Genomic DNA, 18,554 nt, shown 5'->3' with positions numbered 1-18,554 from the left:
CGCGGCCGGGAGTTGTTATTCGCGCCGAGCACGCATGCAAGCCCGTCAAGCTGCGCGGTCGACTTGCGATCAAGGTGACGGCTAACTGGGCTTCGCAAAATGAGACAATTCACAAACATAATGTATACGTAGGTGGTATTAGATAACCTTAATATCACTGTACTTGCCGGCTTCGCGCCGTTGTTGTATACATCCTGCACTCAGTAAGGAGTGCAGCCATGCCGTCCTCATTCCCGCTCAATGCCTGGTACGCTGCCGCTTGGGATGTCGACATCAAGCACGCGCTGTTTCCGCGCACGATCTGCGGCAAGCATGTCGTGATGTACCGCCAGTCCAACGGGCGGGTCTGCGCGCTGGAGGACGCCTGCTGGCACCGGCTGGTGCCGCTCTCGAAGGGACGGCTCGACGGCGACACCGTGGTCTGCGGCTATCACGGGCTGAAATTCAACGCGCAGGGCCGCTGCACCTACATGCCCTCGCAGGATACCATCAATCCTTCCGCCTGCGTGCGCTCCTATCCCGTGGTCGAGCGCCACCGCTTCATCTGGCTGTGGATGGGCGATCCGGCGCTGGCCGATCCCGCGCTGGTGTCTGACATGCACTGGAACGACGATCCCGCCTGGGCCGGCGATGGCAAGACCATTCACGTAAAGTGCGATTACCGCCTCGTGGTCGATAACCTGATGGATCTCACCCACGAAGCCTTCGTGCATGGCTCCAGCATCGGCAACGATCACGTCGCCGAAGCTCCATTTGACGTCACCCATGGCGACAAGACGGTCACCGTGAGCCGCTGGATGAGGGGCATCGACGCGCCGCCGTTCTGGGCCGCACAGTTGCAGAAGCCGGGGCCGGTAGACCGCTGGCAGATCATCCATTTTCAAGCCCCCGGCACCGTCAATATCGACGTCGGCGTCGCGCCAGCCGGTACAGGTGCCCCGGAGGGCGACCGCTCGCAGGGTGTCAACGGTTTTGTGCTCAATACCATGACGCCGGAGACCGAGACCACCTGTCACTATTTCTGGGCTTTTGTCCGCAATTACCGGACATCGGAGCAGAAGCTGACCACCGAAATCCGCGAAGGCGTCTCGAATATCTTCCGCGAGGACGAGATCATCCTCGAAGCGCAGCAGCGCGCGATGGACGAAAATCCAGACCGTACCTTCTACAATCTCAATATCGATGCGGGAGCGATGTGGGCGCGGCGCGTGATCGACCGCATGGTCGCGCGCGAGAAGGCACCGCAAAACGCACAAGCCGCGGAGTGAGGCCATGAGCGAACGCGACGCTGAGCGCTCCGTCTCGCAGACCGTGCGCGCGCAACTCGCGCTGCGCGACCTGATCCTGTCGGGGCGGCTGCGCCCGGGTGAACGCATCTCCGAACTGCAGGCGGTCGATATCACAGGCGTGTCGCGGACGCCGGTGCGGCTGGCGCTGGTGCGGCTGGAGGACGAAGGCCTGCTGCAGGCGATCCCTTCCGGCGGCTTCATGGTGAAGGCGTTTACCGAGCGCGACATTCTGGATTCGATCGAGCTGCGCGGCACGCTGGAAGGCCTCGCCGCCCGCTTCGCCGCCGAGCGCGGCGTCAGCGCGCGCAGCCTTGAGCCGCTCAAGGAGTGCCTTGCCGATCTCGACCAACTGGTTCGGCAGGATCCGATTTCAGTCGAGGCGTTTTCAGCCTATGTGACCATGAATGCGCGCTTTCACGCGCTGCTCAACGAATTGTCGGCGAGCGCGCCGCTGATCCGTGAGATCGACCGTGTCTCCGCGCTGCCGTTCGCCTCGCCAAGCGCTTTCGTGATGGCGCAGTCGGCATTGCCGGAAGCGCACCAGATCCTGCTGATCGCGCAGGATCATCACCGCATCGTGGTCGATGCTATCGAGAACCGCGAAGGCGCGCGGGCCGAAGCCGTGATGCGCGAGCATTCCCGCCTCGCCGCGCGCAATTTGCGGCTGGCCATTCGCAATCGCACGAATCTCGATTTACTGCCTGCTCTCGCCTTGCTCAAATCGTCAGCCGAATAGGGATCGCCCATGCGTTTTGCAGAGCAATGGAGCTGGTGCACAGTCGATGCCGTCAATGACGTGACGCCGACGATCCGCGAATTCCGCCTGCGTCCGGAAAGCCGCCAGGTGGTACCCTACTCGGCCGGCAGCCACATCGGCGTCACCGTGCTGATCGACGGGCAGCCGGCGCGGCGCTCCTATTCGTTGGTGGAGAACAGCGATGCCAGCAACTATCGGATCGCGGTGCGGCTGGCCCCGGACAGCCGCGGCGGCTCGCGCGGCATGTGGAATCTGCAAGCTGGCGCACGGATCGAGACTTCAAATCCGACGTCGCTGCTCGAGATCGACTGGACCAGGAAGAACTATTGCCTGATCGCCGGTGGCATCGGCATCACGCCGATCACCGGTATAGCTGCCGCGTTGCGCCGGAGAAATATCGACGTCTCGCTGCACTACGCCGTTAAATCACGCGGCGATGCCGCTTTCCTCGACGAATTGACGGTGCTGCTCGGCGATCGACTGATGGTGCACGCCACTGACGAAGGCGCGCGGCTTGACTTGGACGCCACCTTTCGCGCGCTGCCGGAGGATGCCATCGCCATGATCTGCGGGCCGATGCGGATGCTGGAGGCGGCGCAGCGGGCCTGGAATGATGCGGGACGCGCGCCGGCCGACCTGCGCTACGAGACTTTCGGCTCCAGCGGGCTGAAGCCAACCGCGGAATTCCGTGTGCGGCTGAAGGATACGGAGACCGAGCTTGTCGTGCCGCAAAATAGCTCGATGCTGGATGCGCTGAACGGCGCCGGCTTCGAGGTGATATCCGACTGCCAGCGCGGCGAATGCGGCGTCTGCGCCGTCGACGTCGTCGCCGTCGAAGGCGAGATCGACCACCGCGACGTGTTCTTCAGCGATCAGCAGAAGCAGGACAACCGCAAGATATGTCCGTGCGTATCGCGCGCGATCGGCGTCGTCACCATCGATACGCTGTACCGGCCTGAGGCCGTCTAGCGCCTGGATCGGGTGCCGGTCTTGCCTAGGCCGCGTACTCATAAATCCGCGCCGTAGTCAGGCGCGGATGAGGCCCGAGTCGGCCAAAAGCAGACGGTGACAAGAACCCTGTCGCTTTCGATAGCCCACTATTCTTTCGCGATGTCGGGAAATCTGATCTTATAAAATCGAAAGAGGTTGTTGACGCGATCCGCCCTCATCGAAAGCCTGCATTGTGCAAGCATCGTTCCTTGTCCACTTCCACCCAACATGGCGGCAGATGCATGAGAGCATTCTGCCTCGCGGTAAGCGATCCACGCGCGTTCTGACGTAACCAACCGCTTTAAGAGCTCCTTTCGTTCTTCGATGTCATGGTCAGGATCTTCGGTCTGCTTGAGCTTCGCGACGATCTTTCCATACAACCTGTTCAATAGGTATCGACAGCCTTATCGGCTTCGATCGCGCAACGCATCTCGTTGATATTGCCTGGCTGAGTGTCGAGGCCGAGCATTCTAGCGGTCTTGAGGTTGACGACCAGCTCGTATTTGGTCGGCGCTTTCAATGCGAGCACTTCAAACAGCCTTGAATGACTAACTTGTAAGCTGACTTTCCGCTGGCGACCTCTAATGTTCTGGTCAAATCCGCTTTGGACATTTTGCGCGACTTGGTCTGAACGACGGTGCCGGATAGCGGCAGGGAATGCAGCAATTGATGCTTGGAAAGGGTTGTAGTCGCAACGCAATTCAGCCACGGAGATCGAGCCATCGCCATGCGCCACGCCTCCCTGTTGCACGCTCTTACCACAGCCGGCCTGTTCACCGGTCTGTTCGGATCCAGCCTCATCTCAGATGCATCCGCCGCGACCGCCGACCACGCCTTGGCTGTCTCCGTCGACGATTTCAATTATATCGACACGTCGAACGAGCCCACCGATCAGACGGCCGCGCATGAAAAGCGATTGCGGGCTTTCATGACCGCGCTGCGGGACGACGTCACGGCAGACCGCCGTTTTGAGCTCGTGCCCTCCTCCTGCACATCAAATTGTCCGACCGAGGGACCCGCGTTGGGCGATCGGCTGCGCGCGGCGTCACAGGCCGGCACGCAGATCCTGATTATCGGCATCGTTCATAAGAGGAGCACGCTGGTGCAGGTGGTGTGGACTGTTGCCGTCGATACGACATCCCAGCGCGTCTTGTTCCGGAAGTTCTTCACGTTCCGCGGCGACAATGACGAGGCATGGCAGCGGGCGGAGCGCTTTGTATCGGAGGAGGTCCGCGACCGGCTGCTTGAAAGCAGATCGCAGCAATAGGCCGCGCGCGTCTGCAATGGGTCACAAGCAGCGATCCGAACGCTCAGCTCGTCAGGTCCGTTTCTCCCCCGAGAGCGGCCCTTGCGGCGGCTCATAGACAGTTCGGCTGAGGGCCAACAACAGGCTCATGCACTGCAACAAGACGCTCTTGTTTTCGGCTTCGCTTTAGCGGCGATGGCCGCGGGCAGCGTGCAATGATCGGACTTCAAGCCCTCCCAAGCGAAGGATGAGCGGGAGGACTGTTGCCAATCTGCTCACCAATGTGGCGCTCGATCCGTTTGGAAAGATCCCGAATTCAAGTTCTGCGCCATGCGCGCAAAGCCAGTGGGAATTAGGACGCCGGCGGCGGAGCACGCGACGGCCGGGATCAATCGCCCCGGACCGCTGTTAGTTGGCGAAAGGCGTCTGCGGCGCGATCTTGTTCTGCGCGATGATGGCTTCGGCTCGCGCGAGATTTTCCAGCAGGCGTTGGCTGGTCAAGACAAGGAAATAATAGCCGAACTGCGGGTTTTGGAAGTAGATCTCGAGCAGCTTTTCGTAGCTGATAGTCAGGACGCGGCCATCCTCGATACATTCGATCGTCGCGGTCCGGCGGTTGTCGGGCGTGAGGAAACCAAGCTCGCCCATCAAACGCCCCGGCGGAAGTTCGACGTTGATTTCGATGACCCGGAATTTGCCGGTAACGGTCAGCAGCATTTCGTTGGCTGCGTCACCTTTCTTCATCAAGATATCACCCTTGCGATACTTGCGGTCGGTCATGAACGGCTTGAGCCACTCCATCGACATGTCGCCCTGTGTTGCGGTGCGCGCCTTCTTCACGAGAGCGAGCATTTGACGGAGACGGTAGGCATTGATGGGAATCATCAGGAGATAAAGAAGAAAGGTCGTGACGGCTCCGGTGAGCGCACCGAAGATGGCGAAGAATGCGCAACCGATCATGTTCGCGACCCGCAGCGGCACCATCGTGTGCGTCAGCAATGTAGCGACGAAGAAGATCGCGCCGACCAGGGCGAACATATTGGCAAGCGTGATGTTGTGCAGAAAGAGTTCCAGCAGGCGGTTGAAGATGGCGTCCCAGGTCACGTTGTTCGGATCGAGACCCATTTGGACAAGAATCTTCGCGAACCTGAGGTTGTCGGTTGCTGCATCGAGAATGCGGTCCAGCATGATGGACATATCTCCTTTTGGAGCCGGTGAGGCCAGCTTACCGGAAGTTGTTTTTCGCAGCGCAGCAAACTTGGCCACCCCACTTCCGAGATGGGGTCACGAGCGGTAATGCTGTAACCGATCCGAAGCATTCCGCTTGGCCGTCAGAAGCGGACATCTACGTCTTTACGAGTACACGTCCTGGAAGAACTCGCCGAGGAACGCCGCCGCTTCGTCCGAGATGCCGGCGATCTTGTTCGTTGCCTGACGATAGAACTTGAAATTGAGTTCGGTCTCGGGCCGGCCGTCATTCCAGTCGGTGAAATGCTTGAGTTCGCGCCGCCCCAGCGGCCGCTTCGCAAGCGCGGTGCGTCTGAGAGTGACACTGACACGCGGTGTTTGCCTGACGATGCCACGCTTCCTGGCGATCGCTTCGGCCGAAATAACAACGCCGCGCGCAATAAGGCCCTGCCCGCCCTCGTTCTGGCTCGCGAACACGAAAACCGTGTCGCCTGCTGCGATGTGCTTGCCGCCATACATGGTCTTTTGTGCCGTGAACGCGAACGTCTTCCGCTGCGGATCGGAAATCTCGGCCTTGACCGCGAACGCCATGCGCCTCGTGCCAAGGCTAGGCCGACACCCGGAACCTGACCGCCTCCAGCGCGGTCTTCCCGCGGATCATATCCGACGCCTTGTCTGCGATCATCAGCGTCGAGGCGTTGAGATTGGCGGAGATCATGCGCGGCATGATGGAGGCATCGACGACTCGCAGGCCCTGCAGTCCGTGCACGCGCAACTGGTCATCGACCACGGCCCATTTGGCGTCTGCCGGACCCATGCGGCAGGTGCAGCCGGGATGGAACGTGGTGGTGCCGCGCTCGGTGGCGGCGGCGAGGAACTCGTCGTCGCTCTGCACCTTCGGTCCCGGGAAATCCTCATAGGCGTAATAGGGCGCGAGCGGCTTGGACGCGAGCAGCCGGCGCGCCAGCTTCATGCCGGCGACGACGACGCGGCGGTCGAGCTCTTCCACCAGATAATTGGTCTGGATGATCGGCGGCGCGAATGGATCGGCGGAGCGGATGCGGACATAGCCGCGGCTCTCGGGGCGCTGCTGCCATGAGGCAACCGTCATGCCGGGCTCGTCCTCGAGCTGGCCCTGCACGCCTTCCTTGTAGCTTGCCGGGGTAAAGGTGAGCTGCAGATCGGAGCTCTCGGTGGTCTCGCCGGAGTGCCAAAAGCAATATACCATGGTCGGCGACAACGAGAGCAGCCCACGCCGTGTCGTCGCCCATTTCAGCGCCTCGACCCAGAGGCTCAATCCGCGCCGAAGTTCGTTGATGGTCTTGATGTTCTTGACCCGCGCCACCGATCGCGGCGCGTAATGATCCTGCAAGCCCTCGCCGACGCCCGCCAGCGCATGGCGCACTTCGATGCCGTGCGCCTGCAACAATTCCGGCGAGCCGACGCCGGACAATTGCAGCACCTGCGGCGAGTTATAGGCGCCGCCGGACAGAATGACTTCCTTGTTGGCGCGCACCTCGACGGGCACGCCACCCTTGCCGCCTCTGAGATAGCGCACGCCGACCGCGCGCTTGCCCTCGAAGATGATGTTGGTGACGTGCGCGTGCGTCCGCACATCGACATTCCCCCGCTTCCGCGCCGGATGTAGGAACGCCTTGGCCGCGCTCATGCGCAATCCATTCTGGATGGTGCGCTGGCAATAGGAGACGCCCTCCTGGATCGCGCCGTTGTAATCGGGATTTTTGGGGATGCCGAGGCTGACGGCGCCCTCCATGAACGCCTCGCACAGCGGATCCTGCCAATCCATGGTGGTGACGGTCAGGCTGCCTTCGCGTCCGCGATAGGTCTCGTCGCATTCGCCGACGCGGCACTCCAGCCGCTTGAAATAGGGCAGCACGTCCGGATAGCCCCAGCCGCGATTGCCGAGCTGCGCCCAGGTGTCGAAATCCTGGCGCTGGCCGCGGTTGTAGATATGGCCGTTGATCGACGAGGAGCCGCCAAGCGTCTTGCCGCGCGGCGCGTAGATGCTGCGCCCGCCGGTCCATGGCCCCGGCTCCTGCTGATAGGCCCAGTTGACGCTCTTCATGTGGAACGTCTTGATGAAGCCGGCCGGCAGATAGATGTAGGGATGCCAATCCTTGCCGCCCGCTTCGAGCACGCAGATGCGGCTTCCGGGATCTTCGCTAAGCCGGTTGGCGAGCACGCTGCCTGCGGAGCCCGCGCCGATAATCACATAATCGAACGTTTCCATCGTCTCTTTTCTGGCGTGCCTTTACTTACCGCGGCTTTTCGTTGAGTTGATAAGTGAGATGCGCCTTCACCGTCGGCCATTCGCTGGCAATGATGCTGTAAACCACGGTGTCACGCAACGTGCCGTTTGGCGCGATCTGGTGGCTGCGCAGGATACCGTCCAGCTTGGCGCCGAGGCGCTCGATGCCGCGGCGGCTCTGGTGATTGAAGAAATGCGTGCGGAACTCCACCGCAATGCAATTCAACTTCTCGAACGCATGCGTCAGCAGCAGCAATTTGCACTGCGTATTGACCGCACTGCGCTGCACGCGCTTGGCGTACCAGGTCGAGCCGATCTCGACGCGGCGGTTGGCGGCATCAACGTTCATATAGGTTGTCATGCCCGCGATCTTGCCCTCGGCGTCGAACACCGTGAACGGCAGCATCGTGCCGGCCGCGAACAGGCCGAGCCGGCGATCGATTTCCTTTTTCATGTTTTCGGTGGTCGGAATGGCGGTGTACCAGAGCTTCCACAGCTCGCCGTCCCTCACGGCTTCCGTGAGCCCGTCGATGTGATCGTGCGACAGCGGCTCCAGCCGGGCGTACTTGCCCTGGAGGGTAGCCGGTTCAAGAAAGGCCATTTTACTACTCCGCCTTCTCCACTGTCATTGCGAGGGGCGAAGCGACGAAGCAATCCATCCATCCCCGTGTGGCGGCATGGATTGCTTCGCTGCGCTCGCAATGGCGTGGATGGTTCACCTGTTCAAAAAATTCAGCGGAAGCCCCGGACGCGCCCAATCCATCGCGATCAGTTCGCCCTTGCCCGACAGCGTGATATACGCCGTCTTCAGCTCCGGCCCGCCGAAGGCGATATTGGTGGTGACGCGGTCGCCGGTCGGAACCTGCTCGACCAGCGTACCGTCAGGCGCGATTACCGAGATACAGCCCGACACCAGCGTCGCCACGCAGACGTTGCCGTTTGCCTCCACCGCCATCGAGTCGAACATCTGATAACCGCCAAGCCCCGCGATCGGCTTGCCGCGCTCGCCGCGATAGATCACATCGCGCGGCTTGATGGTACCCGGCTCGGAAATTTCGTAGGCCCACAGCCGCGCCGTCGGCGTCTCCGCGATGTAGACCGTCTTCTCGTCCGGCGACAGACCTATGCCGTTGGCGGGCAGCACGCCGTGCACGGCCTCGACGATCTCCTTCATGCCCGGCTTGAGATAATAGAACGCGCCGACATCCATCTCGCGGGCGCGGCGCTTGCCCAGGTCAGAGAACCAGAGCCCGCCGTGCTTGTCGAACACCAGGTCGTTGGGCCCCCGCAGAGCGTGCTCGCCGCATCTATCGACGACGGTCTCGACCTTGCCGCTCTGCAGATCCACCCGCTGGATCGAGCCGCCCTGATAGTCGTCGGGCTGCGGGCCCGGCATGATCATCTTGCCGGTCGGAATCCAGCTAAAGCCGCCATTGTTGCAGATGTACATCTTGCCGTCGGGGCCAAGCGCGGCGCCATTGGGGCCGCCGGGAATTTGCGCGACCACCTCCTTGCGCCCGTCTGGATGAACCCGCGTCAGCCGTTTCCCACGGATTTCGACCAGCACTACCGAGCCGTCGGGCATGACGACCGGGCCTTCCGGAAACTCCAGATCGGTGGCGAGAACGCGGATATCGGCCATGAATCCTCCCGGCTGGCTCTTGGCTGCAGGCGGATTTCAGGTTCGATCCCGCACGCGCAACATTTCGTTGCGGATGTTATGGCAAAGTCGATATCGCTTGCCAAGCAACCGCGGGCAATCCTGCGGCGCAGGGCAGCAATGCGGAAGATTGGTCCGACACCAGCGTAGGATGGGTAGAGCGCAAGCGAAACCCATCAAATCGCGGCCCGCAAGGGGTGATGGGTATCGCTTCCGCCGTCGCTCTAGCGAGCTACGGCGGACAAGTCGTCCACCCATCCTACGACTGCCCTTGCCTACTCCCGCACCGGAATCCAGATCTCCAGCCCGCCATTGCCGGTGGCCGGATCGAAATTCTCGTCATACCGCTCGAAGCTCGGCGCATCTGCCGCCTTCATGCCGGACACCGGCAGCCAGTGATTCCAGATCGTGTTGACGGTGCGGCGAATGGTCGAGATGTGGTCCGCGTGGGTGAACACCGCATACTTCTGCTCTGGAATGCGCACGCGGGCGAACTCGCGCGGCAGGTCGGAGAAATCGGCGACTTCGACGCCTGCGATGTAATCGAAGCCGGAATCGTCGCCATTGCAGCAGACACCATAGGCTACCTTGCCGACCCGATCCGGGATGGCGTCGACGGTTTGGTGAAACTTCTGCCACTGGTTCGGAATGCCGGCGCCGCCGTTCTCGTGCGTGCAGCGTTCGCTGATGCCGGCGATGAGCAACGGCTCGGAAGTTTCGAAACGCGGTGGCGTGAGCGTATCGAGCAGGGTTGAATCCATCATGATTGGCTCCCGAAGCTTGAGATGATCAAGGCACGTTGCGGCGCGAACCGCTTCGGGCGTTGTTCCGAAATGGTCGCGGAACGCGCGGGTGAAAGCTTCGTGAGAGCTGTAGTCCGCATCCAGCGCAAGACTTAGAATATCGGGCGCACCGGCGGCCAGCGCCTGCGCGGCCTTGGTCAGACGGCGGACGCGCACATAACGCATGACCGAAAAGCCGGTCGCGGCGGCAAACGCCCGCACCAGATGGAAACGCGAGACGCCGGCAACATCGGCGATGTCGTCGAGCGTCAGCGGCTCGGCGAGATGGCTTTCGATGTACCAGAGCGCTTTCTGGGCTGGATTCATGACTGACAGCTCTCATGCGAAGCTTTCGTATTATCGGCCGTTGCGCCCCGCTTCATTTGACAGTCCTTGCTCTTCGATCGTGCCACTGACAAGGTAGGGAACGCTTTGGGAGGGTACCATGCTCATCACAAAGGTTCGGGCCCACCACATCCGGATTCCGTATGACGCTGGGGTGGCTAGTTTCAAGCAAGGCGCTTCTGCTATCTCGGCGCTGGAAATCGTCATGATCGAGGTTTCCACCGATGCCGGCATCACCGGCTGGGGCGATGCCTTTGCCTATGTCTGCCCGCGAACCAGCTACGCCGCCATCGAGGAAATGATCGCGCCGCAGGCGATGGGCCTTGAGGTTCCCGAAGCGGCGGGCATTCCCGCCTTCATGGAACAGATCCAGCGCAACCTGCATCTGTTCGGCCGCTATGGCATCACCATGTTCGCGATATCGGCGCTCGATATTGCCCTGTGGGACCTTGCCGCCAAGGCGAAGGGCGTGCCGTTGTACCGGCTGATCGGCGAGGCCAGGCGCACGCGGATTCCCGCCTATGCAAGCCTGTTGCGGATCGGCAAGCCCGAGCTGATCGCACGCGAATGCGAGACGGTGCTGCGGCAGGGCTACAAGGCGATCAAGCTTCATGAGACCACAACGCCTGCGGTATTTGCTGCACGGCAGGAGATCGGTCCCGGAGTTCCGCTGATGGTCGACCTGAACTGTCCGCTGAATGGCGAGGATGCAATTGCCTTCGCGCATTCCTGCCGCGACGCTGCGCCGATGTTCCTTGAGGAACCGGTCTGGCCCCCGGAGGATTTTGCAGCACTGGCCGAAGTGCGGATCAAGGGCGGGCTTAATGTGGCGGCCGGCGAGAATGCCTGCACCGTTCATCAGTTCAGGCAGATGATAACGGCCGGCGCGGTGAGCCATGCGCAACCCTCCGTCATAAAGGTCGGGGGCATCACCGAATATCTGAAGGTAGCTGCATTGGCCGACGAACTCGGCGTCAGGCTTGCACCGCATTCACCGTATTTCGGCCCGGGCTTCCTGGCGACGCTGCAGTTGATGTCGCTGCGCGACGACGCGACCTTTGTCGAAGTGTTCTCCATGAAACGCGCCGCATGCCTGTGGCGCGGCCGCATCGACGTCGATGCCAATGGCAACATCGAAGTGCCACAGGGACCGGGGCTCGGCTATGAGCCGGACAAGGCCGTCATGGAGCAATACTGCGTGTCATAACCGCCCGATGGCCGCTACTTCGTGCCGTCCTTCGCCGGCGCCGCATCCTTTGCAGCAGGTGCGGCATCCTTCGCAGCCGGCGTTGCGGCCTTCTTGGCATCCTCCGCCGCCTTGTTCTGCGCCACCTGCAACTCGACGACGAGCTTCTGCAAGCCAATGACCGCGTTCTTCAGCGCCTCGATCTGCCGGTTGGCGGCATCCAGCTTCTGCTGATGGTCGGTCGTCAGCTTGGTGATCGTCTTCTGCAGGAAATCGACATTGCTCTGCAGGCAAGAGGTGCGCCGTTCCATGGTTTTTTCGACGGTGCAGATCTCGATGCCGGGAACGTCCTGCGCGTGGACGGTCGCTGGCAACAAAGCCATCAGCAGCGCGAAAGCGACGATGGTGATCCTGGGCGTCGGAGCAATCATCAAAATCCTCGTTCCAAAAGCATCTCACGCAGGGGGAACGTCCATCACGGCAATTTGCACGAAGCAAACCCCCGTCTGCAGAGATACCATACTGATACCTCATTCCGGCGTTGTGCTTCATCCCGTTAACAATGGATGGATTTCGCCGCGACCTCGAACTGGTGTGTTTGCCGGCTGCGGCAGTGGAGATTGATTGTATGGCAACGCGTGAAAAACGACTGGCACAGTTCGACGGCAACGGGGACCCGCCGCCGAACCTGCCGGTGGAAGTTCTTTGCGAGGATCACAGCGGAACCTATCAACTGCCCTTCGCCTGCCGCTGGATCGACGGTCAATGGCGCAACGACAGGACCGGCGGCATGGTCGAGGCCACTGTGGTCGGCTGGCGGCTGCCGCGGCCGAGATCTGAAAACGCCGCAGACAGGCCCTGAGCCGCCAATGTGTCAAAACGCGACGGGCGCGCGCGGAGCTTTAAGGTTCGGAACAGCGATGGAACGAACCGCGCCCGAATCACTGATTTAAGGCCGTACGCTCCTGTTCACGGCTAGATACCGGACGCCATCCCAGCCGGCGCACCACATCAAGCACCACAACGATCGGCCGCAGCCAGCGGCCGACGACAAAGGTTAATTCCTCAGGGGATGACATGGCGGTCACCTCCAAGGAGTGGGCGGCGGCACCTTGTCGGCGGCCGGCGGCACGTCGACGGTCTTGAAGTCGGCGGGGCTGACGATCTCGAGGTACTCCATGTCCTCCGAATAATCGTAGAGGTAATGCATGATGCCGGGCCGTTGGTGCACGACATCGCCGGCCTGCACCAAGGTCGACTTGTCCTCATACATGAAGCGCGCCCAGCCCTTGGTCATGATGACGATCTGGAATTCGCATTCGTGCTTGTGCCAGCCGGTGCCCTCTTCCGGCGGCAAATCGGGATTGGCCTTGACCAGATGACAGATCACCTGCCCGCCGGTGGCGTCGGCGATGCCGAGATCGCGATACAGGAAGAAGTCGCGCAGACCTCCGCCTTTGAATTCGGTATCCCCGGGTTTGACGTGAGAAAATTTGCTGACGACAGCCTGCTTGTTCATTGAAGCCTCCACGGTTCCTGTTCGCGAGAACGCGGCCAGGCGGAGAGCGTCCAAATTTTCGGCAGCCTCGCATCGTCGCGTTCACGGCTGCATGTTGCTATGCGAAATCCGCGCCAGTCGCGTTGCTATGGAGCTACCGAGTCGGCATCCACGCAGTGAACCGCTTGGGTGGAGACAGAAATCCGGCTTCAGCGACGTGCGAAAGTGGCCAAGGGGCCGGCCGCACACAGGTCACGACCGACACGGGGTTGAGCAAGCCTGCCCGTTGCCTGAGCCCTTCAGGCGGGCAAGGGTGCGCCGGGCCTGCCTAATATTCGACCTCGAGTTCTTCGATATCGGCGGGCTCGGCCTTGGCAGCTTCGATCCATGCCTGCATTTCCGGCATTGCCATGATGGTCCCGGCATAGGCCGCGAGCGCGGGTTCGAGCTTCACGTCATAGGTCATGAAACGGGTGACGACGGGCGCGTACATCGCATCCGCCATGGTGCGCTCGCCGAACAGGAACGGCCCGCCTGATTCCGCGAGGCATTCGCCCCAGATGGTGCAAACCCGATCGATATCGGCCTGCGCGCGCGACCAGATCTTGAAGCCCGGGAAATGGCCTTTCAGGTTGACCGGCAGCGAGGCGCGCAGCGTGGTGAAGCCGGAATGGATTTCGCCGCAGATCGATCGGCAATGGGCGCGTTGGACGCGGTCGGCGGGCACCAGGCCGGCGTTCGGCATGATTTCGTTGAGGTATTCGGCAATCGCCAGCGTGTCCCAGACGGTGGCCCCGTCATGGCGCAGGCACGGCACCAGGATTGACGACGACAGCAACAGGATTTCAGCCCGCGCCGACGCATCGTCGGGAGCGGTGACGACCTCCTCGAACTCCAGGCCGGAGAATTTCGCCAACAGCCAGCCGCGCAGCGACCAGGACGAGTAATTCTTGCTGGAGATGGTCAGCGTGGTCTTTGCCATATGGCCCCTTCCCCTCGAACCCCAAAATGCCTTTGCCGAGGCGAGGACGGCCGACCGCGCCGCCGCCCAATGCCTGTGCGTCGGGCATTTGCGCAGCAAGCCACGTGCCAGTTTTAGAGGCGGCCGGGCCGACTGTGGCGTCGATATTGCATGGCATCACCGGACAGGGGCTGATGTGAATGATGTCAATGATGTACCAGGCCTATCAGAACCACATGGACCTGACGGCGCCATGGCGGACCGGGGCCGCGGCGACCCTGAATTATCTCAATCTCGTGCCGCAGGGTGTCTCGGACAAATTGTTCGGACGACTGGCTGCCTCGCTCGAACTGATCTCGCGCTCTTCCCTCACCTATGCCCGGCCTGCCTATGGCATCGACCGGCTGCTGGTCGGCAATCAGGAGCTGGAAGTAACTGAGGAAGTTACCTTCGCCACCCCGTTCGGCTCGCTGCTGCACTTCAAGAAGGAGAACGCACCGGAGCAGCCGCGGCTGTTGCTGGTGGCGCCGATGTCCGGGCATTTCGCGACGCTGCTCCGCGCCACCGTGAAAACGCTGCTGCAGGACCACGACGTCTACATCACCGACTGGCACAACCCGCGCGACATTCCGCTTCATGCCGGCCGCTTCGGGCTGGAGGATTACACCGACCATGTGATCACGTTCCTGGACAAGATCGGCCCCCGCGCGCACGTGGTAGCGATCTGCCAGCCGTCGGTATCGGCGCTGGCCGCCGCCGCCGTGATGTCGGAAGACAATCACCCTGCCCGCCCGGCCACATTGACCCTGATGGCCGGCCCGATCGACACGCGGATCCAGCCCACAAAGGTCAATGAGTTCGCCAAGAGCAAGCCGATCAACTGGTTCGAAAAGAACCTGATCAATTACGTGCCGGTGCAGTGCAAGGGCGCGTTCCGAAAAGTCTATCCCGGCTTCGTGCAGCTCACCGCCTTCGTCTCGATGAATCTGGAGCGCCACATCAAGCAGCATATCGAGCTCGCCAATCATCTCGCCAAGGGCGAGAAGGAAAAGGCCGAAATCATAAAGACCTTCTATGACGAATATTTCGCCGTGATGGACCTGCCCGCTGAGTTCTACATCGAGACCGTGCGCGACGTGTTCCAGGAGCACCTGTTGCCGCAGGGCAAATTGATGCATCGCGGCCGGCCGGTGAACCCGGCCGCGATCCGGCGCATGGGGCTGATGACGGTCGAAGGCGAAAAGGACGACATCTGTTCGATTGGCCAGACGCTGGCCGCGCAAGACCTCTGCACCGGCGTGCGCGCCTATCGCAAGGTGCACCACATGCAGGCCGGCGTCGGCCATTACGGCGTGTTTTCGGGAAAGCGCTGGAACAACGAGATCTACCCGCTGCTCAGGGATTTCGTGCATGTGAATGCGTGATCTGTATACACCTCTCCCGCTTGCGGGCGGTCGAGACGAGCGAAGCTCGCTGTTAGGTCGACGTGCTCGAAGAGCACGGCGGGTGGGGGAAATCTCTCGCGGAATGCCGGCATCCGTTATGAGGCGGCACCCCCACCCTAGCCCTCCCCGGCAAGCGGCCGGCAAGCGGGAGAGGGAACGGACCACCATTGACGAACTAGCTGTCCTTTGCTCCTCACGCTAACATCCTCTCAAGGCCGACGTTCAAGAGTCGTCCGGGAGGAACCACCATGCGACTTTCTGCAAATCTCCGCGCGCTCACACTCGGCATTCTCAGCGCCATCCTGCTATCTGCCACAGCCTCTGCCGCCGAGGTACGGGTGATGATCTCGGGAGGGCTGACGGCTGCCTACAAGGCGCTAGTGCCCGAATTCGAGCGCGCCACAGGCCACAAGGTGCTGACCGCGTACGGGCCGTCGATGGGCACGACGACCAATGCCATTCCGGTGCGGCTGGAGCGCGGCGAGCCTGCGGACGTCCTGATCATGGTCGGCTATGCGCTCGACGATCTCGTCAAGAACGGCAAGGCGATCGCCGACAGCAAAGTCGATCTCGTCAAGTCGCCGATCGGCGTTGCGGTCAAGTCGGGCATGCCGAAGCCCGATATCAGCACGGCCGACGCGCTCAAGCGCGTCCTGCTCGCGGTGAAGACGGTCGCCTATTCCGACAGCGCCAGCGGCGTCTATGTCTCGACCGAGATGTTCGGCAAGCTCGGCATTGCCGACGAGATGAAGGACAAGGCGCGGAAAATCCCGGCCACGCCGGTCGGCGAGATCGTCGCGCGCGGCGACGCCGAGATCGGCTTCCAGCAGATCAGCGAATTGAAGCCGGTGGAAGGCATCGAAATCGTCGGCCCGCTGCCGGACGAATTGCAGAAGATCACGGTGTTCTCCGCAGGAATCGCCACGGTCTCGAAGGAGCCCGACGCCGGCAAGGCGCTGATCAAGTTCCTCGCCTCACCCACCGCGCGTACCGAGATCGTCAAGAGCGGCATGGACCCGATTGCGGCGGGGACCACGAATTAAACTCCTGAAGCCGGATGCGTTCCCCGGATGCTGCGCAGGGCGCCGCTCTTGCGGCGTGATGCGCTGCTGATCCGTCCCGGCTCTGCGGAGCAGCGTTTCACGCTGCACCGCGTCCGGGACAGGAGACAATTTCAGTGAAGAATCATCAGACGCTACCAGTGCACGCCGTGCTGGATGGCGAGCAGCACGATCACGGCCAGTGCCAGCACCACCGTTGTGCTTTTCCAGAACAGCAGCGGATTGCGCTCGATCAGCGGCGTCGATGACGTCGAGAGATAGTTCGCATTGGGATGGCGCAGGTCGAACAATAATTCGGAGAAGCTGTCGTAGCGCTTGTTGGGATTGGGGTGCACGGCTTTCTCGAGCGTGCCGTCGATCCATTGCGGCAATTCTCGGTCGCCATGGGACGCCGGGCGGTAGACCAGCTTGTTGAATTGCGAGCGCGTCCGCGCGTTTGCGATCTGCGCACCGTAGGGCAGTTTTCCGGTCAACATCTGATAGGTGATGACGCCGAGTGAAAACAGGTCGGAGCGCATCGTCGCCGGCTCGCCGAGAAAATATTCGGGCGCGGTGTATTGCTGGGTACCAAGAATGTCATTGCGCATGCCCGATGGCTCGGCCTCGACTACGCCCGTGATCTTCGTCGAACCGAAATCTATGATCTTCACCGTTCCCGTGGCGTCGATCATGATGTTGTCGGGCCTGATGTCCTGGTGCAGCATCTCCTTGCGGTGGAAGGCGCGCAAGCCCTTGGCGATCTGCTCGACGATGCCGCGCACGGTTTCCAGGCTTGGCTTCGGATTGTCGATCATCCATTGCGTCAGCGTCTGCCCCTCGATGTATTCGGTCGCGACATAGAGGAAGTTGCGCTTGCGCTGCAGCAGGCACGGTTTCAGCACATGCGGGCTGTCGATCCGCCGCGCCACCCACTCCTCCATCATGAACCGCTTCAGGTAAGCGGGATCATCGCGCAAATCGATCGACGGGATCTTGATGGTGACCACCGCGTCGGTTTCGATGTCGACGGCCAGATAGATGTGGCTGCGGCTGGAGCCGTGCAGCTCGCGGACAATTCGGTAGCCGTCAAACACCGCCCGCGCCTCCAAAAGCGGCGGCAGCGGCAGTTCATGCGGTTGCGCGAACACTTCGCTCGCCCCGCCGTCCGGCACCTCATCGACGCGGACGATCTGGACGGTGAGATTGTCCGTGCTGCCGAGATCGAACGCCATTTCGACGATCGCCTTGGCCGCCTGATCGAGATCGGCGGCGCTATCGTTGATCGCCCTTGCAATGACGCGGTCGCCGACATACTCGTAGATGCCGTCGGTGACCAGCACGAAAGTGTCGCCTTTCTCGATCCTGAACGTAAGATGGTCGATTTCGACCTGCGGGTTCACGCCGAGCGCGCGGCCGAGATAGCTCTGCTCGGACGAAATGACGACGCGGTGGTCGTTGGTCAATTGTTCGAGCGAGTTACCGGACAGGCGGTAGATCCGGCTGTCGCCCACGTGAAAGATGTGGCCGGTGGTCGACTTGAGGACCATTGCGCTCAGCGTGCAGACGTATCCCCTGTCCTTGTCATAGGAGTATTGGCTTCGCCGGGTCTGAGAGTGCAGCCAGGAATTGGTTGCCTCCAGCACGCGCTGCGCCGACGTGCGCACCGACCAGGATTCCGAGGTGCAGTAATAGTCGGTGAGAAATCCTTTGACAGCCGACTCGCTCGCGACCCGGCTGACACTGCTACTGCTGATCCCGTCCGCCAGCACGATGGCGATGCCCTTCAGACTGAGGAGCGGCTCTTCCGGAATCAGAACGCCGTGAAAATCCTGATTGGTCTCCTTGCGACCTTTGTCAGAATATTGCCCAACCGAGATTTTCAGTTCGCGCGGCATGTT

Annotated in this window: 21 protein-coding genes; 8 read left to right on the top strand and 13 right to left on the bottom strand. The window is 61.6% G+C overall.

Going from position 1 to position 18,554, the window contains the following annotated elements:
• The first annotated feature begins 218 nt into the window (after window positions 1-218).
• Genes HCN58_RS00870 through HCN58_RS00860 form a run of 3 tightly spaced genes read left to right on the top strand, consistent with a single transcriptional unit; the run spans window position 219 to window position 3,015 of the window.
• Window positions 219-1,268: an aromatic ring-hydroxylating dioxygenase subunit alpha gene (locus HCN58_RS00870; RefSeq protein WP_171577489.1), complete on the top strand. Its 1,050-nt coding sequence runs from the start codon at window positions 219-221 to the stop codon at window positions 1,266-1,268.
• A 4-nt stretch (window positions 1,269-1,272) separates the two neighbouring features.
• The gene (locus HCN58_RS00865) at window positions 1,273-2,025 is read left to right on the top strand and encodes a GntR family transcriptional regulator (RefSeq protein ID WP_171577488.1); all 753 of its coding nucleotides are present in this window, start codon (window positions 1,273-1,275) and stop codon (window positions 2,023-2,025) included.
• A gap of 9 nt (window positions 2,026-2,034) precedes the next feature.
• Entirely contained in the window at window positions 2,035-3,015 is a 981-nt protein-coding gene (locus HCN58_RS00860; protein WP_171577487.1) for a PDR/VanB family oxidoreductase, read from the top strand.
• 128 nt (window positions 3,016-3,143) lie between these two features.
• On the opposite strand, the gene HCN58_RS37330 is transcribed toward HCN58_RS00860, so the two are convergent.
• Window positions 3,144-3,416 (bottom strand): lysozyme inhibitor LprI family protein, encoded by a 273-nt coding sequence (locus HCN58_RS37330; protein WP_376701138.1) that lies wholly within the window; start codon window positions 3,414-3,416, stop codon window positions 3,144-3,146.
• A 5-nt stretch (window positions 3,417-3,421) separates the two neighbouring features.
• The gene (locus HCN58_RS00850; RefSeq protein WP_171577485.1) at window positions 3,422-3,745 is read right to left on the bottom strand and encodes a hypothetical protein; all 324 of its coding nucleotides are present in this window, start codon (window positions 3,743-3,745) and stop codon (window positions 3,422-3,424) included.
• Window positions 3,746-3,763: 18 nt separating this feature from the next.
• Between HCN58_RS00850 and HCN58_RS00845 the strand changes: the two genes are divergently transcribed.
• Window positions 3,764-4,303: a DUF2380 domain-containing protein gene (locus tag HCN58_RS00845; RefSeq protein WP_171577484.1), complete on the top strand. Its 540-nt coding sequence runs from the start codon at window positions 3,764-3,766 to the stop codon at window positions 4,301-4,303.
• A gap of 387 nt (window positions 4,304-4,690) precedes the next feature.
• On the opposite strand, the gene HCN58_RS00840 is transcribed toward HCN58_RS00845, so the two are convergent.
• From HCN58_RS00840 to HCN58_RS00815, 6 genes are all read right to left on the bottom strand, one after another.
• On the bottom strand, window positions 4,691-5,479 hold the full coding sequence (locus HCN58_RS00840) for a Crp/Fnr family transcriptional regulator (RefSeq protein WP_171577977.1): 789 nt from the start codon (window positions 5,477-5,479) through the stop codon (window positions 4,691-4,693).
• Window positions 5,480-5,635: 156 nt separating this feature from the next.
• Complete coding sequence (locus HCN58_RS00835) at window positions 5,636-6,061, bottom strand: hypothetical protein (protein WP_171577483.1); 426 nt, start codon at window positions 6,059-6,061, stop codon at window positions 5,636-5,638.
• A 16-nt stretch (window positions 6,062-6,077) separates the two neighbouring features.
• Window positions 6,078-7,721 carry a GMC family oxidoreductase gene (locus tag HCN58_RS00830; protein ID WP_171577482.1) on the bottom strand — a complete coding sequence of 548 codons (1,644 nt, stop codon included), beginning with the start codon at window positions 7,719-7,721 and terminating at the stop codon, window positions 6,078-6,080.
• 25 nt (window positions 7,722-7,746) lie between these two features.
• Window positions 7,747-8,340, bottom strand: a complete 594-nt coding sequence (locus tag HCN58_RS00825) for a GNAT family N-acetyltransferase (protein ID WP_171577481.1) — start codon at window positions 8,338-8,340, stop codon at window positions 7,747-7,749.
• Between the two features lie 114 nt (window positions 8,341-8,454).
• Entirely contained in the window at window positions 8,455-9,381 is a 927-nt protein-coding gene (locus tag HCN58_RS00820; RefSeq protein ID WP_171577480.1) for an SMP-30/gluconolactonase/LRE family protein, read from the bottom strand.
• Window positions 9,382-9,674: 293 nt separating this feature from the next.
• Complete coding sequence (locus HCN58_RS00815; RefSeq protein ID WP_171577479.1) at window positions 9,675-10,508, bottom strand: AraC family transcriptional regulator; 834 nt, start codon at window positions 10,506-10,508, stop codon at window positions 9,675-9,677.
• A 118-nt stretch (window positions 10,509-10,626) separates the two neighbouring features.
• On the opposite strand from HCN58_RS00815, the gene HCN58_RS00810 reads away from it, so the two are divergent.
• Entirely contained in the window at window positions 10,627-11,733 is a 1,107-nt protein-coding gene (locus tag HCN58_RS00810) for a mandelate racemase/muconate lactonizing enzyme family protein (protein WP_171577478.1), read from the top strand.
• Between the two features lie 14 nt (window positions 11,734-11,747).
• Here the strand turns inward: HCN58_RS00810 and HCN58_RS00805 are convergent, their stop codons facing one another.
• Window positions 11,748-12,143: a hypothetical protein gene (locus HCN58_RS00805; protein WP_376701130.1), complete on the bottom strand. Its 396-nt coding sequence runs from the start codon at window positions 12,141-12,143 to the stop codon at window positions 11,748-11,750.
• A gap of 197 nt (window positions 12,144-12,340) precedes the next feature.
• On the opposite strand from HCN58_RS00805, the gene HCN58_RS00800 reads away from it, so the two are divergent.
• The gene (locus HCN58_RS00800) at window positions 12,341-12,574 is read left to right on the top strand and encodes a hypothetical protein (protein ID WP_171577477.1); all 234 of its coding nucleotides are present in this window, start codon (window positions 12,341-12,343) and stop codon (window positions 12,572-12,574) included.
• Between the two features lie 79 nt (window positions 12,575-12,653).
• On the opposite strand, the gene HCN58_RS00795 is transcribed toward HCN58_RS00800, so the two are convergent.
• The 3 genes from HCN58_RS00795 to HCN58_RS00785 form a co-directional block, all read right to left on the bottom strand.
• Window positions 12,654-12,791, bottom strand: a complete 138-nt coding sequence (locus tag HCN58_RS00795; protein ID WP_171577476.1) for a hypothetical protein — start codon at window positions 12,789-12,791, stop codon at window positions 12,654-12,656.
• A 5-nt stretch (window positions 12,792-12,796) separates the two neighbouring features.
• Window positions 12,797-13,231 carry a cupin domain-containing protein gene (locus HCN58_RS00790; RefSeq protein ID WP_171577475.1) on the bottom strand — a complete coding sequence of 145 codons (435 nt, stop codon included), beginning with the start codon at window positions 13,229-13,231 and terminating at the stop codon, window positions 12,797-12,799.
• Between the two features lie 307 nt (window positions 13,232-13,538).
• Entirely contained in the window at window positions 13,539-14,192 is a 654-nt protein-coding gene (locus tag HCN58_RS00785) for a glutathione S-transferase family protein (protein ID WP_171577474.1), read from the bottom strand.
• Between the two features lie 179 nt (window positions 14,193-14,371).
• Between HCN58_RS00785 and HCN58_RS00780 the strand changes: the two genes are divergently transcribed.
• Window positions 14,372-15,595 (top strand): polyhydroxyalkanoate depolymerase, encoded by a 1,224-nt coding sequence (locus HCN58_RS00780; RefSeq protein ID WP_171577473.1) that lies wholly within the window; start codon window positions 14,372-14,374, stop codon window positions 15,593-15,595.
• Window positions 15,596-15,864: 269 nt separating this feature from the next.
• The gene (locus HCN58_RS00775; RefSeq protein WP_171577472.1) at window positions 15,865-16,659 is read left to right on the top strand and encodes a substrate-binding domain-containing protein; all 795 of its coding nucleotides are present in this window, start codon (window positions 15,865-15,867) and stop codon (window positions 16,657-16,659) included.
• 152 nt (window positions 16,660-16,811) lie between these two features.
• Here the strand turns inward: HCN58_RS00775 and HCN58_RS00770 are convergent, their stop codons facing one another.
• Window positions 16,812-18,551: a bifunctional protein-serine/threonine kinase/phosphatase gene (locus HCN58_RS00770; protein ID WP_171577471.1), complete on the bottom strand. Its 1,740-nt coding sequence runs from the start codon at window positions 18,549-18,551 to the stop codon at window positions 16,812-16,814.
• Window positions 18,552-18,554: the final 3 nt, after the last annotated feature.

This window comes from Bradyrhizobium australiense (assembly GCF_013114825.1).
Classification (GTDB): domain Bacteria; phylum Pseudomonadota; class Alphaproteobacteria; order Rhizobiales; family Xanthobacteraceae; genus Bradyrhizobium; species Bradyrhizobium australiense.
The sequence above is the reverse complement of the archived record's forward strand: the minus strand, read 5'-3'. Positions and strand labels throughout refer to the sequence as shown.

What these genes read in the sequence shown, in the direction of transcription:
- HCN58_RS00795 (WP_171577476.1), bottom strand. Translation starts at nt 12,791, where the DNA reads ATGTCATCCCCTGAGGAATTAACCTTTGTCGTCGGCCGCTGGCTGCGG.
- HCN58_RS00860 (WP_171577487.1), top strand. Translation starts at nt 2,035, where the DNA reads ATGCGTTTTGCAGAGCAATGGAGCTGGTGCACAGTCGATGCCGTCAAT.
- HCN58_RS00840 (WP_171577977.1), bottom strand. Translation starts at nt 5,479, where the DNA reads ATGTCCATCATGCTGGACCGCATTCTCGATGCAGCAACCGACAACCTC.
- HCN58_RS00835 (WP_171577483.1), bottom strand. Translation starts at nt 6,061, where the DNA reads ATGGCGTTCGCGGTCAAGGCCGAGATTTCCGATCCGCAGCGGAAGACG.
- HCN58_RS00800 (WP_171577477.1), top strand. Translation starts at nt 12,341, where the DNA reads ATGGCAACGCGTGAAAAACGACTGGCACAGTTCGACGGCAACGGGGAC.
- HCN58_RS00845 (WP_171577484.1), top strand. Translation starts at nt 3,764, where the DNA reads ATGCGCCACGCCTCCCTGTTGCACGCTCTTACCACAGCCGGCCTGTTC.
- HCN58_RS00775 (WP_171577472.1), top strand. Translation starts at nt 15,865, where the DNA reads ATGCGACTTTCTGCAAATCTCCGCGCGCTCACACTCGGCATTCTCAGC.
- HCN58_RS00825 (WP_171577481.1), bottom strand. Translation starts at nt 8,340, where the DNA reads ATGGCCTTTCTTGAACCGGCTACCCTCCAGGGCAAGTACGCCCGGCTG.
- HCN58_RS00865 (WP_171577488.1), top strand. Translation starts at nt 1,273, where the DNA reads ATGAGCGAACGCGACGCTGAGCGCTCCGTCTCGCAGACCGTGCGCGCG.
- HCN58_RS00785 (WP_171577474.1), bottom strand. Translation starts at nt 14,192, where the DNA reads ATGGCAAAGACCACGCTGACCATCTCCAGCAAGAATTACTCGTCCTGG.
- HCN58_RS00815 (WP_171577479.1), bottom strand. Translation starts at nt 10,508, where the DNA reads ATGAATCCAGCCCAGAAAGCGCTCTGGTACATCGAAAGCCATCTCGCC.
- HCN58_RS00830 (WP_171577482.1), bottom strand. Translation starts at nt 7,721, where the DNA reads ATGGAAACGTTCGATTATGTGATTATCGGCGCGGGCTCCGCAGGCAGC.
- HCN58_RS00770 (WP_171577471.1), bottom strand. Translation starts at nt 18,551, where the DNA reads ATGCCGCGCGAACTGAAAATCTCGGTTGGGCAATATTCTGACAAAGGT.
- HCN58_RS00870 (WP_171577489.1), top strand. Translation starts at nt 219, where the DNA reads ATGCCGTCCTCATTCCCGCTCAATGCCTGGTACGCTGCCGCTTGGGAT.
- HCN58_RS00810 (WP_171577478.1), top strand. Translation starts at nt 10,627, where the DNA reads ATGCTCATCACAAAGGTTCGGGCCCACCACATCCGGATTCCGTATGAC.
- HCN58_RS00790 (WP_171577475.1), bottom strand. Translation starts at nt 13,231, where the DNA reads ATGAACAAGCAGGCTGTCGTCAGCAAATTTTCTCACGTCAAACCCGGG.
- HCN58_RS00820 (WP_171577480.1), bottom strand. Translation starts at nt 9,381, where the DNA reads ATGGCCGATATCCGCGTTCTCGCCACCGATCTGGAGTTTCCGGAAGGC.
- HCN58_RS00805 (WP_376701130.1), bottom strand. Translation starts at nt 12,143, where the DNA reads ATGATTGCTCCGACGCCCAGGATCACCATCGTCGCTTTCGCGCTGCTG.
- HCN58_RS00780 (WP_171577473.1), top strand. Translation starts at nt 14,372, where the DNA reads ATGATGTCAATGATGTACCAGGCCTATCAGAACCACATGGACCTGACG.